This window comes from Collinsella vaginalis, from assembly GCF_900176655.1.
Classification (GTDB): Bacteria; Actinomycetota; Coriobacteriia; order Coriobacteriales; family Coriobacteriaceae; genus Collinsella; species Collinsella vaginalis.
In genome coordinates, this window is record NZ_LT838843.1 from 502895 (window position 1) to 515970 (window position 13076).

At 68.7% G+C, this 13076-nt stretch carries 11 protein-coding genes, 1 tRNA gene and 3 pseudogenes; 2 read left to right on the top strand and 13 right to left on the bottom strand.

Going from position 1 to position 13076, the window contains the following annotated elements; all coding sequences use genetic code 11:
- From aroC to CAP13_RS09540, 4 genes and pseudogenes are all read right to left on the bottom strand, one after another.
- Window positions 1-1003, bottom strand: a 1003-nt coding sequence (gene aroC / locus CAP13_RS03870; RefSeq protein ID WP_085830305.1) for a chorismate synthase, incomplete at its 3' end; no start/stop codon positions are given.
- 8 nt (window positions 1004-1011) lie between these two features.
- Window positions 1012-1890, bottom strand: coding sequence for a 3-phosphoshikimate 1-carboxyvinyltransferase (locus tag CAP13_RS09870; protein ID WP_179184968.1), 879 nt, complete (start codon window positions 1888-1890; stop codon window positions 1012-1014).
- A gap of 82 nt (window positions 1891-1972) precedes the next feature.
- Window positions 1973-2515: pseudogene (locus tag CAP13_RS03880) on the bottom strand (chorismate mutase); the annotation flags it as partial.
- A gap of 3 nt (window positions 2516-2518) precedes the next feature.
- Window positions 2519-2680: pseudogene (locus CAP13_RS09540) on the bottom strand (chorismate synthase); the annotation flags it as partial.
- Between the two features lie 9 nt (window positions 2681-2689).
- On the opposite strand from CAP13_RS09540, the pseudogene CAP13_RS09545 reads away from it, so the two are divergent.
- A pseudogene (locus CAP13_RS09545) lies at window positions 2690-3109 on the top strand (DNA repair protein RecN); the annotation flags it as partial.
- Between the two features lie 142 nt (window positions 3110-3251).
- Here the strand turns inward: CAP13_RS09545 and aroQ are convergent.
- The 6 genes from aroQ to aroF all read right to left on the bottom strand — a co-directional run bounded on the left by aroQ (window position 3252) and on the right by aroF (window position 9559).
- Window positions 3252-3686, bottom strand: coding sequence for a type II 3-dehydroquinate dehydratase (gene aroQ, locus CAP13_RS03895; RefSeq protein WP_085830310.1), 435 nt, complete (start codon window positions 3684-3686; stop codon window positions 3252-3254).
- A 160-nt stretch (window positions 3687-3846) separates the two neighbouring features.
- Window positions 3847-5070, bottom strand: coding sequence for a shikimate kinase (locus tag CAP13_RS03900; protein WP_218775320.1), 1224 nt, complete (start codon window positions 5068-5070; stop codon window positions 3847-3849).
- Complete coding sequence (gene aroA / locus CAP13_RS03905) at window positions 5033-6373, bottom strand: 3-phosphoshikimate 1-carboxyvinyltransferase (RefSeq protein ID WP_085830312.1); 1341 nt, start codon at window positions 6371-6373, stop codon at window positions 5033-5035. Before aroA ends, CAP13_RS03900 begins: the two co-directional genes overlap by 38 nt.
- Window positions 6374-6559: 186 nt before the next feature.
- Window positions 6560-7633 (bottom strand): 3-dehydroquinate synthase, encoded by a 1074-nt coding sequence (aroB, locus tag CAP13_RS03910; protein ID WP_085830313.1) that lies wholly within the window; start codon window positions 7631-7633, stop codon window positions 6560-6562.
- Between the two features lie 14 nt (window positions 7634-7647).
- The gene (locus CAP13_RS03915) at window positions 7648-8529 is read right to left on the bottom strand and encodes a prephenate dehydrogenase (protein WP_085830314.1); all 882 of its coding nucleotides are present in this window, start codon (window positions 8527-8529) and stop codon (window positions 7648-7650) included.
- Window positions 8530-8539: 10 nt separating this feature from the next.
- The gene (gene aroF, locus CAP13_RS03920) at window positions 8540-9559 is read right to left on the bottom strand and encodes a 3-deoxy-7-phosphoheptulonate synthase (protein WP_085830315.1); all 1020 of its coding nucleotides are present in this window, start codon (window positions 9557-9559) and stop codon (window positions 8540-8542) included.
- Between the two features lie 1159 nt (window positions 9560-10718).
- On the opposite strand from aroF, the gene CAP13_RS03925 reads away from it, so the two are divergent.
- Window positions 10719-10795 (top strand) — tRNA-Arg (locus CAP13_RS03925).
- Here the strand turns inward: CAP13_RS03925 and CAP13_RS03930 are convergent.
- From CAP13_RS03930 to CAP13_RS03940, 3 genes are all read right to left on the bottom strand, one after another.
- Window positions 10781-12193, bottom strand: coding sequence for a recombinase family protein (locus CAP13_RS03930; protein ID WP_179184923.1), 1413 nt, complete (start codon window positions 12191-12193; stop codon window positions 10781-10783). The genes CAP13_RS03925 and CAP13_RS03930 overlap by 15 nt on opposite strands.
- Window positions 12194-12273: 80 nt before the next feature.
- Window positions 12274-12804, bottom strand: a complete 531-nt coding sequence (locus CAP13_RS03935; RefSeq protein WP_218775298.1) for a PH domain-containing protein — start codon at window positions 12802-12804, stop codon at window positions 12274-12276.
- 50 nt (window positions 12805-12854) lie between these two features.
- Window positions 12855-13067 (bottom strand): helix-turn-helix domain-containing protein, encoded by a 213-nt coding sequence (locus CAP13_RS03940; protein ID WP_179184924.1) that lies wholly within the window; start codon window positions 13065-13067, stop codon window positions 12855-12857.
- Between the last annotated feature and the right edge of the window lie 9 nt (window positions 13068-13076).

Below are 13076 nucleotides of genomic sequence, written 5' to 3' on the forward strand. Positions count from 1 at the left end.
TGGCGAGGTCGACGGTGTGCTGCGAGAGGCCGATCGAGGCCGTGGGCTTGACGGCGGCCCGCCAGACGATGGGAGCCCCCGTGGTGATGCCGCCGAGAATGCCGCCTGCGTTGTTCGTGTAGGGGACGGGCCCCTCCTCCCCGGGTGCGAAGGGGTCGTTGTGCTCGCTTCCGCGCATGGCGGCGGCGCCGAAGCCCGCACCGAATTCCACGCCCTTGACGGCGGGCACCCCGAACGCGAGCCGGGCGATGCGGTTCTCGATGCCGCTGAACATGGGATCGCCCACGCCTGCGGGCATCCCCCAGCACGCGCACTCGATGACCCCTCCGATGGAATCGAGCTCATCGGCCGCCTCGAGGATACGGCGCACGGCCTCCTCGGCCGCCTCGTGCGAGACCATGGCGATGCCGGTCTGTTGCTCGGTGCGGGAGAGCTCCGCTAAGACCGCGGCGGGAGCCACGGTCGCGATGGGACCCGGGGTCGCGGGGGCCAGCGGGGCGTCCTCGACGACCGCGCCTGCGGGACCGAGCGTGCGGATGTGCGCGGCGATCCGCACGCCCTGGGTGGCGAGGATCTGGAGCGCCACGCCGCCGACGGCGCAGAGCGGCGCGGTCAGGCGCCCCGAGAAATGCCCCCCGCCGGCGACATCGTGCCAGTTACCGTAGCGCTCATGGGCGGTGAAGTCGGCGTGGCCCGGGCGCGGGTGGCGCCTCAGCTCGGCGTAGTCGCGCGAGCGCGTGTTGGTGTTTCGGATGATCGCGGCGAAGGGCGCCCCGCAGGTGCGGCCGTCGGCGATGCCTCCGATGACCTCGACCGCGTCCGCCTCGGAGCGCGGGGTCGAGGTCTCGCGCCTGCCGGGTGCCCGTCGCTCCATGAAGGTCTGGAGCTCGGACAGGTCGATCGCGAAACCCGCGGGCAGGCCGTCGAGCGAGCAGCCGATGGCAGCGGAGTGCGACTGGCCGAAGATCGAAAGCTTAAGCGCGCCGTCGGTGAAGGATGACATGGGACCTCCTAGTCGCTGAGCTCGACCTCGCCGCCGAGCAGGCGGTAGTGGTCGAAGAAGGCGGGGTAGGACTTGGCAACTGCCTCAGCGCCCTCGATGCGCACGGGGCCCGTGGCTCGTGTCGCCGCCACCGCGGCCATCATGGCGATACGGTGATCGCCGGCTGCGTCCACGGCGCCGGCGCCGAGCTCCTCGACGCCCTCGATGAGCAGGTCGTCTCGGCGCACCTCGATCTTGGCCCCGAGGTTCGTGAGTCCCCGAGCGACGGTCTTGAGGCGGTCGGACTCCTTCAGGCGGAGCCGCCCGCAGTCGGAGATGCGCATGGTGCCCGCGGCCACGCTCGCCACCGCGGTGATGACGGGGACGAGGTCGGGGATGTCGCGGGCGCTCATGTCGAAGGCGCGGAGGCGGTCGGGTTGGACCGTGGCGAACGCGGTGGCGCGTCCGACGCGGGCCCCGAAGCGCGACAGGACCGCGAGCACGGTGCGATCGCCCTGGAACGAGGTGGGGGAGACGCCCTCGACCGTGATGCGATGCTCGCCCATGGCTCCGGCGCAGAGCCAGAAGGCCGCGTTCGACCAGTCACCCTCGACGGTGACCTCGCCGCTGGTGCGGTACAGGCCGCCGATGCGGAAGAGGGTGGCCTCCTCCCCGTCGAGCTCACCGCGCTCCTCCTCGACCTTGACGCCGAAAGACGCGAGGGCCTGGACCGTGAGGTTCACATACGGCCTGCTCTCGATGCGGCCGTGCACGAGGATCTCGCTCGCCCCATCGAGCAGGGGCGCGGCGAGCATGAGGCCGGTGATGTACTGGGAGCTCACGTTCCCGGGGAGCTCGAACCGACCCGGGCGCAGGCGCCCGTGGGCGGTGAGCGGCAGGCTGCCCAGGCCCTCGAGCTCGCACCCCGCGCGCTCGAGNGAGCAGGCTGTGCTCCACCTTGAGGCGGAGGCTCCGTACGATCGAAAAGCCGTAGCTTCCCAGCAGGTCGTAGACGGCGTTCACAGACCCGGCAGTGGAGTTCTCGATCGGCAGGACACCGTAGGTGCAAAGCCCCCCGGCCACCGCGCGGAACACGCCCTCGAAGCTGGTGAGGTAGGTGATCGCGGGAGCGCGGAACAGCCTGGTGGCCGCATGCTGGCTGAACGAACCCTCGGTGCCCTGGCAGGCCACCGTCGCCGTGGCGGGGAAATGGGCGTCGGCGGGCAGGAGGGCCCGTTTGAGCGCCGCAGTGACCGCGTGCTCGGAGCCCTGGGCGAGTATGCGCTGCTGCTCCGCGCGGTTCATGCTCATGAGCAGGCTCATGAGGGCGATGGCGGGCGCCTCGCGGTTCTCGCCGACCAGCTCGGCCACGCGGTGGAGCTTCTCGCGCTCGCGGGCCGGGTCGAAGACGGCCTTGCCCGTCCCGCGCTTCGCTGCGGCCACCTCGGCGGCGAGATCGAGACGCTCGTTGAAGAGCCGCAGAAGCTCGGCGTCGATACCGTCGATGCGGCGGCGTATCTCGGGGAGGTCCATCTCCTACCTGCTTTCTGACGTGAGATCGGGGCGGGGTGCGGGCATCGTGAGCCGGTTGTCCTCGATGAGGGCGTCGAGCAGGGCGAGGGCGCAGACGGCCTCCATGACGGGGACGGCGCGCGGGACGATGCAGGGGTCGTGGCGCCCGCGCACGGTGAGGGGCGCGCCTTCACCCGTGGCGAGGTNGGCCTCACGCCGCGTCCGCTCAGGCGCATAGCCTCGGGCGGTGAGCTCTCGCGGGTGATGCTCGCCGCGAAGGTGGTCCTGGGCGAGGCGGACGGGGTCGACACCCTCGTCTTCGATGAGGTGGACGCCGGGGTGGGCGGATCGGTGGCCCGCGCCCTCGCCCAGGTCCTCGCCGACCTCTCGCGCACGCACCAGGTCATCGTTGTCACGCACGTCGCCCAGGTGGCGGTCCTCGCCGAGCGCCAGTACGTGGTGAGCAAATCGGACGATGAACTCCCCGTGACCTCCCTCGTCGAGGTGTCAGGGGCCGAGCGGGTGCGTGAGATCGCGCGCATGCTCTCGGGCGACGATTCCGAGGTCTCGCTCGCCCATGCCGAGCAGCTGCTCCGCGAGGCGGGGCGGCTTTAAGGAGAATCTCTGCTCCATGGGTCGCGATGGAGCGATGAGCCCCATACGCGTTTTCTTGGGTGCGTCGCAGGCGAGTTCGTCCCTTGGAGATCCCCACGGGCGCATTGCCCTCAATCGTCCCGGCCCAGGGCGGTTCGGGTCTCTACCTTAGGCGCTCCGCCAGCAGCTCAAGCGCATGCCGGTAGCCCTCGATACCCTCGCCGGCCACCCGCGCGAAGCAGGCGCGACCGGCGTAGGACACCTGGCGGAAGTCCTCCCGTGCGTCCACATCGCTGATATGGACCTCGACGGCGGGGAGCCCCACGGCCTTCAGGGCATCGAGGATGGCGATGCTCGTGTGGGTGTAGGCAGCCGGGTTGATCACGATGCCGTCGACAGCGCCGTGCGCCTCCTGGATGCGGTCCACGAGCGAGCCCTCGTGGTTCGATTGGAAGCATGTCACCTCGCTGAAGCCGACCTCGGCGCCAGCGCGCTCGCAGAGGGTCGTGAGATCCTCGTAGGTTGCGCTTCCGTAGATCTGGGGCTCGCGCAAGCCGAGCAGGTTGATGTTGGGCCCGTTGAGGACAAGCGCCTTCATATCCGTTCCTTTCAGGTCAGCGGCCGCGGAAGGTCGAGGCCGCGCTTCATCTCGATTCCCGCACGCCCCGCTGCGCCGGCCCGGCATACGCATCTCTGAGAGGCCCGAGCCGCCCGATCGCACCGCATTCCACTGGCGTTCGATCGACGACCGTGCGGGGCTAGAGCATCTCGGGCAGCTGGACTGCGAGCGCCTGTGCCGTGTGGCGCGCGCTGTCCGTGGACGACACGGTGAGGTCGGCCCAGGCGCGGTAGCGCGGTGCCCGCTCGCGGGCGATGCGCTCCACGCCGTCGCGGAGGGAGAGGGGCCGTCCGTGGCAGCTCAGTTCCTCGAGGGGCCGGTCGATGAGGGCGATCAGGCTGTTCTGGTGCAGGAGGCCGTAGTTCCCAGCGCGCACCACCACACCTCCCCCGCAGGAGATCACCTGGTGCGAGGCGGCGGCCACCCGCGCGAGGACCTGCGACTCGGCCGCGCGGAAGGCGTCCTCGCCATGGCGCTCGAGGTAGGCGGCGCAGCCCATGCCGAGCTCGCGCTCCAGCTCCTCGTCGACATCCACGTGCGGGCGCCCGAGGATGCCCGCGAGCGCGCGACCCACATGGGTCTTACCGGCCCCCGGCATACCGATCAGGGCGATGTTCTGCTCGGTGGCAGACAGGCGCCGCGTGAGGCCGGCCACCGCAGCGTCATCGACCGCCCGTCCCGTGTAGACCTCGATCGCCTCGGCGGCTTGGGCCACGAGCATGAGGAGGCCGCCCACATGGGGGAGGCCGCGCCTCTCCGCCTGCATCAGAAGGTCGGTGAGCGCCGGGTTGTAGACGATGTCGGCGACGGCTTTGAGGTTCGGCAGGTCGTCAAGGGAGCAGGGGCTCGCTGGGCAGTTGGGGCTCATGCCCACCGGCGTGGCGTTCACGAGGAGATCGAACCGGGGGCCCGCGGTGGGGAGCTCATCGTAGGTGAGGGAGCCGGGGTCGTCAGGGTCCGCCCGGCGCCCCATGAAGCTCACCTCGGCGCCGAGATCGGCGAGGACCGCGGCGCAGGTGCTCCCCGCACCGCCGTGTCCGAGCACGAGCGCGCGCATCCCAGCGACATCGATGCCGAGCGACGCCACGAGCGCGCGGAACCCCGCGTAATCCGTGTTGTCGCCGCGCAGGCCACCATCGGGCAGGCGGGTGATAGTGTTCACGTTTCCCAGGCGCTGCGCGGCCTCGCTCAACTCGGAGAGGTGGGGGAGGACCGCCCGCTTGTACGGGATCGTGACGTTCACGCCCTCCCAGGCGTCGCCGGCGAGGAAGCCGGCGAGGTCCTCGGGCTCGACCTCGAAGCGCCGGTAGTCCATGTCGGCAAGCTCACGGTAGATGGCGGGGGTGTAGCTGTGGCCGAGCACGCGCCCGAGCACGCCGTAGGGCCGGGCACCGGGTGCACCCGACCCCGCAGCGGCCCCCCGCCCGTGCGGGCGCGCGCCAAACGACGACGAACCCCGCCCGCCCATCAGATGACCTCCTGGTAGCTGCCGAAGTAGGTGAACCGCNGCCGGCTGCGTCCACGGCGCCGGCGCCGAGCTCCTCGACGCCCTCGATGAGCAGGTCGTCTCGGCGCACCTCGATCTTGGCCCCGAGGTTCGTGAGTCCCCGAGCGACGGTCTTGAGGCGGTCGGACTCCTTCAGGCGGAGCCGCCCGCAGTCGGAGATGCGCATGGTGCCCGCGGCCACGCTCGCCACCGCGGTGATGACGGGGACGAGGTCGGGGATGTCGCGGGCGCTCATGTCGAAGGCGCGGAGGCGGTCGGGTTGGACCGTGGCGAACGCGGTGGCGCGTCCGACGCGGGCCCCGAAGCGCGACAGGACCGCGAGCACGGTGCGATCGCCCTGGAACGAGGTGGGGGAGACGCCCTCGACCGTGATGCGATGCTCGCCCATGGCTCCGGCGCAGAGCCAGAAGGCCGCGTTCGACCAGTCACCCTCGACGGTGACCTCGCCGCTGGTGCGGTACAGGCCGCCGATGCGGAAGAGGGTGGCCTCCTCCCCGTCGAGCTCACCGCGCTCCTCCTCGACCTTGACGCCGAAAGACGCGAGGGCCTGGACCGTGAGGTTCACATACGGCCTGCTCTCGATGCGGCCGTGCACGAGGATCTCGCTCGCCCCATCGAGCAGGGGCGCGGCGAGCATGAGGCCGGTGATGTACTGGGAGCTCACGTTCCCGGGGAGCTCGAACCGACCCGGGCGCAGGCGCCCGTGGGCGGTGAGCGGCAGGCTGCCCAGGCCCTCGAGCTCGCACCCCGCGCGCTCGAGCTCGCTCGCGAGGGGCTCGAGGGGCCGCTCGCCCAGGCGTCCGCGCCCGGTGAAGCGGGCCTCGGCACCGAGGGCGCAGGCAACCGGCAGCATGAAGCGCAAGGTGGACCCGGACTCGCCGCAATCGAGCTCCGCGCCGGCGAGGGCGCGCAGCAGGCCGAACGAGGTGCTTTTGGGGACCGGATGGACCGTGTAGCCGTCAGGGGCCGCCTCGATGCGGGCGCCGAGCGCCGTGAGGCAGCGGATGGTGGCCTCGATGTCGTCGCAGGTGGTATTGCAGATGACGTGGGTCTCGCCGTTCGCGAGCGCGGCGGCGATGATGAGCCGGTGCGCCATGGATTTGGAAGCGATGGCGGGCACGGTGCCCGTGAGCGGTGTGGGCGTGATGGTGGCAATCATGGGCCCTCCTCGGGTGGCGTTTGAGCTGCGTTTCGAGCATTATACTCGGCCGTCCGGACACCGGGGGCGCCGGACGACGGTTGAGGACGTTCTGCAGAGACGGCGCGGGGGCGAGGGCTTAAGCGGACCGGGGAAGGATGCGCCGCCCGCCCCGCCGTGCATCCAGAAAGACCGGGCCGCTGCCCCTCACCGTCCGATCTCGATGACCTCCCGGAGCTCATCGAGGCTGAGCGGCCGGATCTCCACCGCGCCGATCCCGCGGACGAGGACGGCGTTGACGGTGTCCCCGTGGCGCTTCTTGTCCGAGAGCGCGTGCTCGAAGAGGGTGTCGGTGGGGATGTTGCTCGTGGTGGGGAGGGTGTGCGCGGCGACGGTGTCCACGATGCGGCGGGAATCCTCTTCCGGGCAGAGCCCCATCCGCGCCGATGCGCGCGCGATGAAGCAGAGGCCCGCGGCCACACTTGACCCGTGACCCAGCGTAAAGCCACTCGCGGCCTCGATCGCATGACCGACGGTGTGCCCGAGGTTCAGCGTCTGGCGGATCCCGCCCTCGCGCTCGTCCGCTGCGACCACATCGCGCTTGATGGCGATGCAGCGGCTCACGACCTCCTCGATGCGCCCGCGCCCCTCCGCGTCCGGGATGAGCGGCTCGCGCTCAAGGGCGGAGAAGAGCTCGGGGTCGCACATGACGCCGTACTTGATGACCTCGCCCACGCTATCGATGAACCGCTCCCGCGGAACCGTTTCAAGGCACGCGATGTCTGCGATGACGGCGCGCGGCTGCCAGAAGGCCCCGGCGAGGTTCTTGCCGGCGGCGAGGTCCACGGCGGTCTTACCGCCCACCGACGAGTCGACCATCGCGAGCAGGGAGGTCGGGACCTGCACGTAGGGGCAGCCGCGCATGTAGACAGCCGCGGCGAAGCCGGCGAGATCGCCGATGACGCCCCCGCCGAGGGCCACGATGACGTCATCGCGGGTGAGCCCCGCCTCCGCCATGGCCTCGAGGAGGCTTGCGAGCTGACCCATGCTCTTCGTGCCCTCGCCGGCGGGGAGCACGCGCTCGGAGACGTCGTAGCCGGCGTTCGCGAGCGAGGTCGCGACGGCCTCTGCGTATAGCGGGCCCACGTTCTCATCGGTCACGATGAAGGCATGGTGCCCGCCCGCCGCAGCGCGGGTGCGCGGCCCCACGCTTGCGAGCAGGCCATGGCCGATGCGGGCGTCGTAGGTCCCGGAGGGTGTGCGCACGTTGATATCCTGCATGGCGTCTCCTTGTCCTAGCGGCCGCTCTTCGGGCGGCCCGCCCCGTCGAGCCTTCGCTTGATGCGGTCCCCCTCGGCGAGCAGCTCGCGAAGCCCATCGGTGTCCCTGGCGTCGAGGGTCGCGCGGTAGGCGGCGAGCGCGTCGATGATGAGGCCGAGCTCGCGGCTGAGCTCGTCGGCGTCGTCCATCATGAGCTCCGACCACATACCGGGGCTGAGCTGGGCAACGCGGGTGAGGTCGCGGTAGCTCCCCGCCGAGAAGCCGTGGTGCTCGGCGGCCGTAGGGCTCTTCACATAGGCGTTCGAGACCACATGGGCGAGCTGGCTCGTATAGGCGATGACGTGGTCGTGCTCCTCGGGCGTGGTGACGGAGAAGGATCCGAAGCCCGCGGGCGCGAGCAGGGTGTGCACGCGATCGAGGAGGTCGAGCCGGGCGGCGTCGTCAAGCGCCGGCGGCACGAGGACCATCGGCGCGCCGCGAAAGAGGTCGGCGCGCGACCAGGCGAAGCCCGCGTGCTCGGCGCCGGCCATCGGATGGGCTCCGCAGAAGGCGAAGGCGTACTCGCGGGCGAGGGCGAACGCCTCCCGGCACACGGCGCGCTTCACGCCGGCCGTGTCGATCACGACGGGTCTGCTCCCGATGGCGTCCGCGTGCTCGCGCAGCCACGCGAGGCAAGCCGCGGGGTAGGCGGCGAGGATGATGAGATCGCATGTGGGGGCGGTGTCGCGATCGAGGTGGCCTGAGACGGTGTCCACCTGGGCGGCGGCGAGCGTATCGGGGTCCGTATCGGCGGCGAGGACGCGCCATCCCGCCGTCCGGTAGGCGCGGGCGAAGCTGCCGCCGATGAGGCCGAGGCCGAGGATGCCGACGGTTTGCGCGGATGCGGGGGAGCTCATGGCGACCCTGTCAGTCCACAGGCGCGGTGATGGCGGCGCGGATCTGGCGGATGCGGTCCATCACGTCGTCGAACATGTCGGGGGTGAGGGCCTGCGCACCGTCCGACCAGGCGTGGCTCGGATCGTCGTGGACCTCGATCTCGAGGCCGTCCGCGCCGGCGGCCGTGGCGGCGAGGGCCATGGGCCCCACGTAGCGCGTGTAGCCGGTCGCATGGCTCGGATCGGTCACGACGGGCAGGTGGGAGAGATGGTGGATCACCGGTACGGCGTTCAGGTCGAAGGTGTTGCGCGTGCGCGTCTCGTAGGTGCGGATGCCGCGCTCGCAGAGGATGACGTTGGGGTTGCCCTCGCTCATGATGTACTCGGCGGCCATCAGCAGCTCGTCCACGGTGCCCGACATGCCGCGCTTGAGCAGGACGGGGACGGAGGTCCGGCCGACCTCCTTCAGGAGCGGGAAGTTCTGGGCGTTGCGGGCGCCGATCTGCAGGACGTCGATCTTGCGGTCGAGAAAGCGCGGGAGGTCGCGCGGGTCCATGAGCTCGGTCACGATGGGCATGCCGAGTTCGTCACCCGCCTCGCGCAGCAGGTCGAGGCCGCGCTCGCCCATGCCCTGGTAGGCGTAGGGGCTCGTGCGGGGCTTGTAGGCTCCGCCGCGCAGCATCGTGGCACCGGCCGCCTTCACGCGTCGGGCGATGCGGATCAGGTTCTCGCCCTCGACCGAGCAGGGGCCGGCGATGACCTGGAAGTGACCGCCGCCGATCTTGACCCCGTGACCGCAGTCCACGACCGTGTCCGCGGGGTGGAACTTCCGGTTCGCCTTCTTGAACGGCTCGGACACCCGCTGGACGCGCTCGACGATGTCCATCGACTCGAGCAGGAACGGGTCGATCTTCGTGGTGTCGCCCACCAGGCCGATGACGATCTCGTTCTCGCCACGGGAGAGGTGCGTGGTGAGGCCCTTCCCCTCGATCCAGCTCCTTAGATGCGAGACGGCCTGATCGGGGGCGTCCTTCTTCAAAATGGCGATCATCTGCGGCCTCCGGTTCCTGCGCTGCGGCGTCGTTCACGTGGATGTGAGTGTAAACCATCGGGTGAGCGGACCCCGGCCCGTGTTTCCATTTGATGACCGCCGCGTGGCCCGATCCTCAGAACCCGATCGACACCGCCCATGCCGCGGCATGCACCGGGCGCCAGGACGCGGCTGCGAGCACATGCGTGTACGGGCGCGCGCAGTGGAAGCAAAACGTCATCTGTAGACCCCTTCAGAGGCGATCTGCCCGTGAGGGCGGTCGAGAGTAGGTTTCCGGGCCCTTGTGTGCCACTAGCCCGATCACGGCGCCCAAGCTGCTGCGCGCATCGGAGGCCGGAGTGCGACCGCGTGCGCCTCTGCGCGATCTCCGCTCCGATTACGGTTTCCCGATTCTTGTCGGCGTGACGGCGTGCTTGCGGTGGGGGCAAAACGTCATCTCGAAGCGGTCCCGGAGGCGATTTGCTTGAACGCACGGTCGGAAGTAGGTTTCCGAGCCCTTGTGCGTCATCGGTCCGTTTGCGCCGGTGCGCCGGGCTCCAGAGGGCGACGGCGTGCGCGTGATGTGAGCAGAACGTCATCTGGAGGCCTTTTCAGAGGCGATCTGCCCGTGAGGGCGGTCAAGAGTAGGTTTCCGGGCCCTTGTGAGCGACCTGCCCGATCCCAGTGCCGGTCCGAACGCAGCGGCGCGCTGAGCCCAGAAGCCCGTTGCTGCGCGGAATGGAGGACGAAGCGTGCACGTTATGGGAGCAAAACATCATCTCAAAGTCCATCCGGAGGCGATTTGCCTGAAACCGCAGTCGAAAGTTGGTTTCCGGGGCCTTGCGAGTAACCGGCCCGATCGCAGTGGTGCGTCGAGTTCCGAGACGTGGCAGCGCGCACGTTATGGGAGCAAAACGTCATCTCGAGGCGCCCACGGAGGCGATTTGCTTGAAAACGTGGTCGAAAGGAGGTTTTCGCACCCATTGGACCCTTGTGGGGATGAGTCGCCGGCGCGGGCACCGGGTTCCGCTGAGCGAGGGCCGCCGGTCCCTAGGCCCGACACGGGATCGGCGAATTTCGACCTGTCCGCGCGAGTTGCCCCGACGTCCTGACCGCTTGGGCCCCATCGTGAGTTTTCGTTGCGCGCCGAGGCGTTTCGCGTATAATGCTTGTTCGATGCGCCCCGTTAGCTCAGTGGATTAGAGCGTCTGCCTCCGGAGCAGAAGGCCGTAGGTTCGAACCCTATACGGGGCACCATCCGGATTTTGTGCGAACCCGCTGGATTACAAGTCTGGCGGGTTCGTTGCTTTTGATGTCGTAATTCAGGATAGCGACAACCTCATCATCGGACACCACGACCTGCCACACGAAGGTCTTGAGGAGCGTGGCGTCATCGAGGGCCGCGCCGCTCTGCAGGAAGTCCGCGAAGCGCTCCGGGTCGATCTCCTCGTCCCTGATCGCTTCGAGGTCGTACTCCGCGCGGGCCTTCTGCTCCTCGAGCTCGGTTATGCGCTCCTTGGTGCCGGGGGCGATGATGCCCTGCTCGATGGCAGCCAGGATGTTCTCTAAGCCCCTCTCGGCGGCTGAGAGCGCGTCTGCGGCCTGCTTCCGCCGCATGGCCACCTCTGTGCCGTCGGCGCTCTCCGCGACCAGATGGGCTATCCTGAGCGCCTCCTGGCGGTCAGAGAGCAGGTCGCGTAGCGCCGATGTGACAGCCCCCTCGAGCTCGTCGCGCCTCACGGTCGCGACATCGCCGGTCTTGCAGCGGTAGTACTCGTACTTGACGCCGTTGCGCCCGCGCCCGCTCACGCCCTGCAGGTTGCGCCCGCATCCGGCGCATATCGCCCTCCCCGCGAGCGCGAAGTCCCCCCATCTCTCGTCAGCCCTCACCTTTGCCCCCCTCACTCCCTGGGCCTCCATGAAGGTGGCCGCGTCTATGATCGCGGGCATGCCGCCCTCCTTGACGATCCCGCCCCACTCGTAGCGCCCCGTGTAGCGCCTGTCGTGGAGCATCCGGCACATCATCGTGTAGCCGCACGGCTTCCCGCGCCGTGACCGCACGCCTCTCTGGGCGAAGTCCCTGGCGATAGCATTCACGGTTTCCCGCGCGATCCTGCGGCGGAAGGCCTCGCGCACGAGGGCCGCCTTGTCGGGGTCGATCTCGTACGTGTCCTCCTCGCTGCGCCTGTAGCCGAAGATCTCTATCCCGTTGGTCTTGCACTTGAGCGCGTTGCCCTCCATGCCGCGCTTCGTGCGGATCGACGTCTTGCGCGACTCGCACGCTGCAAGCCCTTCGAGCAGCTTCTCGTAGATGATGCCCTCGGGGCTGTCCGGTATCGCCTCGAGCGCCGAGACGAGCCGCACGCCCCTCTGGGCCAGCGCCCGCTTGTATATCGGAGCGTCGTACTCGTCCCGCGAGAAGCGGTCCATCATGTACACGAGCACGATGTCAGACTCTCCGGCGGAGGCGATCATGCGCTGAAACTCCGGCCTATCGTCCGAGCGCCCTGATAGGGCGTGGTCGCAGTACTCAGCCACGACGCCGTAGCCCTCCCGGGCGCACCACTGGCGGCACACGCGCAGCTGGTCCTCGATGGATGCCTCGCGCTGCTTGGAGCATGAGAAGCGGGCGTATATCACCGCCGTCTTTGGCATAATATGAAGTTGCCTCCTTCCAGAGGTCACCGACCGCCCCATGGGTAGCGCTGTAACGCCGTTACCCCGTGGGATTTTATTTAGGAGTTGATGCGGCGCACGTTCTCGAAGGCGAGCTCGGCGAGCAATGAGTAGAGCCCCTGGACGTCGAAGCCCTTGGGGAACTCAAGCGTCTTCGTGACAGCCTGCGCACCGTATACCTTGTAGTACGGGCTGACGATGTAGGCGAACGACAGCTCGGCGTGATCGAAGCCAATACCGCCCGTCTCAAGGCGCACGTCGACGATGCTCTGAAGGTCGATGGATACGACCGCAGCCTTGGTGCCTGTCATGCCCTGGTGGTCGATGAAGATGACTCTGCGGTCAGTGAAAAGCATCTTGTCGCGTACGAGTGCGAAGCAGTGTGTGATAGATTCGCCGCGCATGAGGTACATGCCGTAGTCGCGCTGCGCCTCTTCGATCGACATCTCCGTGTAGTGGCCGAGCATGCCCGACATCGCGGCTCCGGACTTCACAGCTTGAGAGTCGCGCTCCATTGCGTCCTGCACCGCACCCTGAGCCTGTGACACGGCGGCGCTCGCCATGTCCTTCATCATGTCCTTAAACGCCATCTGTCTACTCCTTTTCGCGTTTGCTTCCTTGTACAAAAAACTTTACATGTTCATTCCTCTTCGTAGGTTTTCCTCGCCATCTCCTCAAGCGGCACCCCGAGCGCATCCGCTATCGCCTTCGCCTTTCCAAGGGTCGGCTCTTTCGCCCTCCCGGTGAGGAGCGCCGAGATCGTGGATCGCGGTGAGCCGATCCTGTGTGCGAGCTCGGCAGGAGATACGCCCTTTTGCTCAAGGTAAAAGGCGAGCACTTTTCGGTATCCCATCGTCGCAAG

Coding starts and splice junctions, on each gene's coding strand:
- aroQ (WP_085830310.1), bottom strand. CDS start 3,686: ATGAAGGCGCTTGTCCTCAACGGGCCCAACATCAACCTGCTCGGCTTG.
- aroB (WP_085830313.1), bottom strand. CDS start 7,633: ATGCAGGATATCAACGTGCGCACACCCTCCGGGACCTACGACGCCCGC.
- CAP13_RS03915 (WP_085830314.1), bottom strand. CDS start 8,529: ATGAGCTCCCCCGCATCCGCGCAAACCGTCGGCATCCTCGGCCTCGGC.
- aroF (WP_085830315.1), bottom strand. CDS start 9,559: ATGATCGCCATTTTGAAGAAGGACGCCCCCGATCAGGCCGTCTCGCAT.
- CAP13_RS03930 (WP_179184923.1), bottom strand. CDS start 12,193: ATGCCAAAGACGGCGGTGATATACGCCCGCTTCTCATGCTCCAAGCAG.
- CAP13_RS03935 (WP_218775298.1), bottom strand. CDS start 12,804: ATGGCGTTTAAGGACATGATGAAGGACATGGCGAGCGCCGCCGTGTCA.
- CAP13_RS03940 (WP_179184924.1), bottom strand. CDS start 13,067: ATGGGATACCGAAAAGTGCTCGCCTTTTACCTTGAGCAAAAGGGCGTA.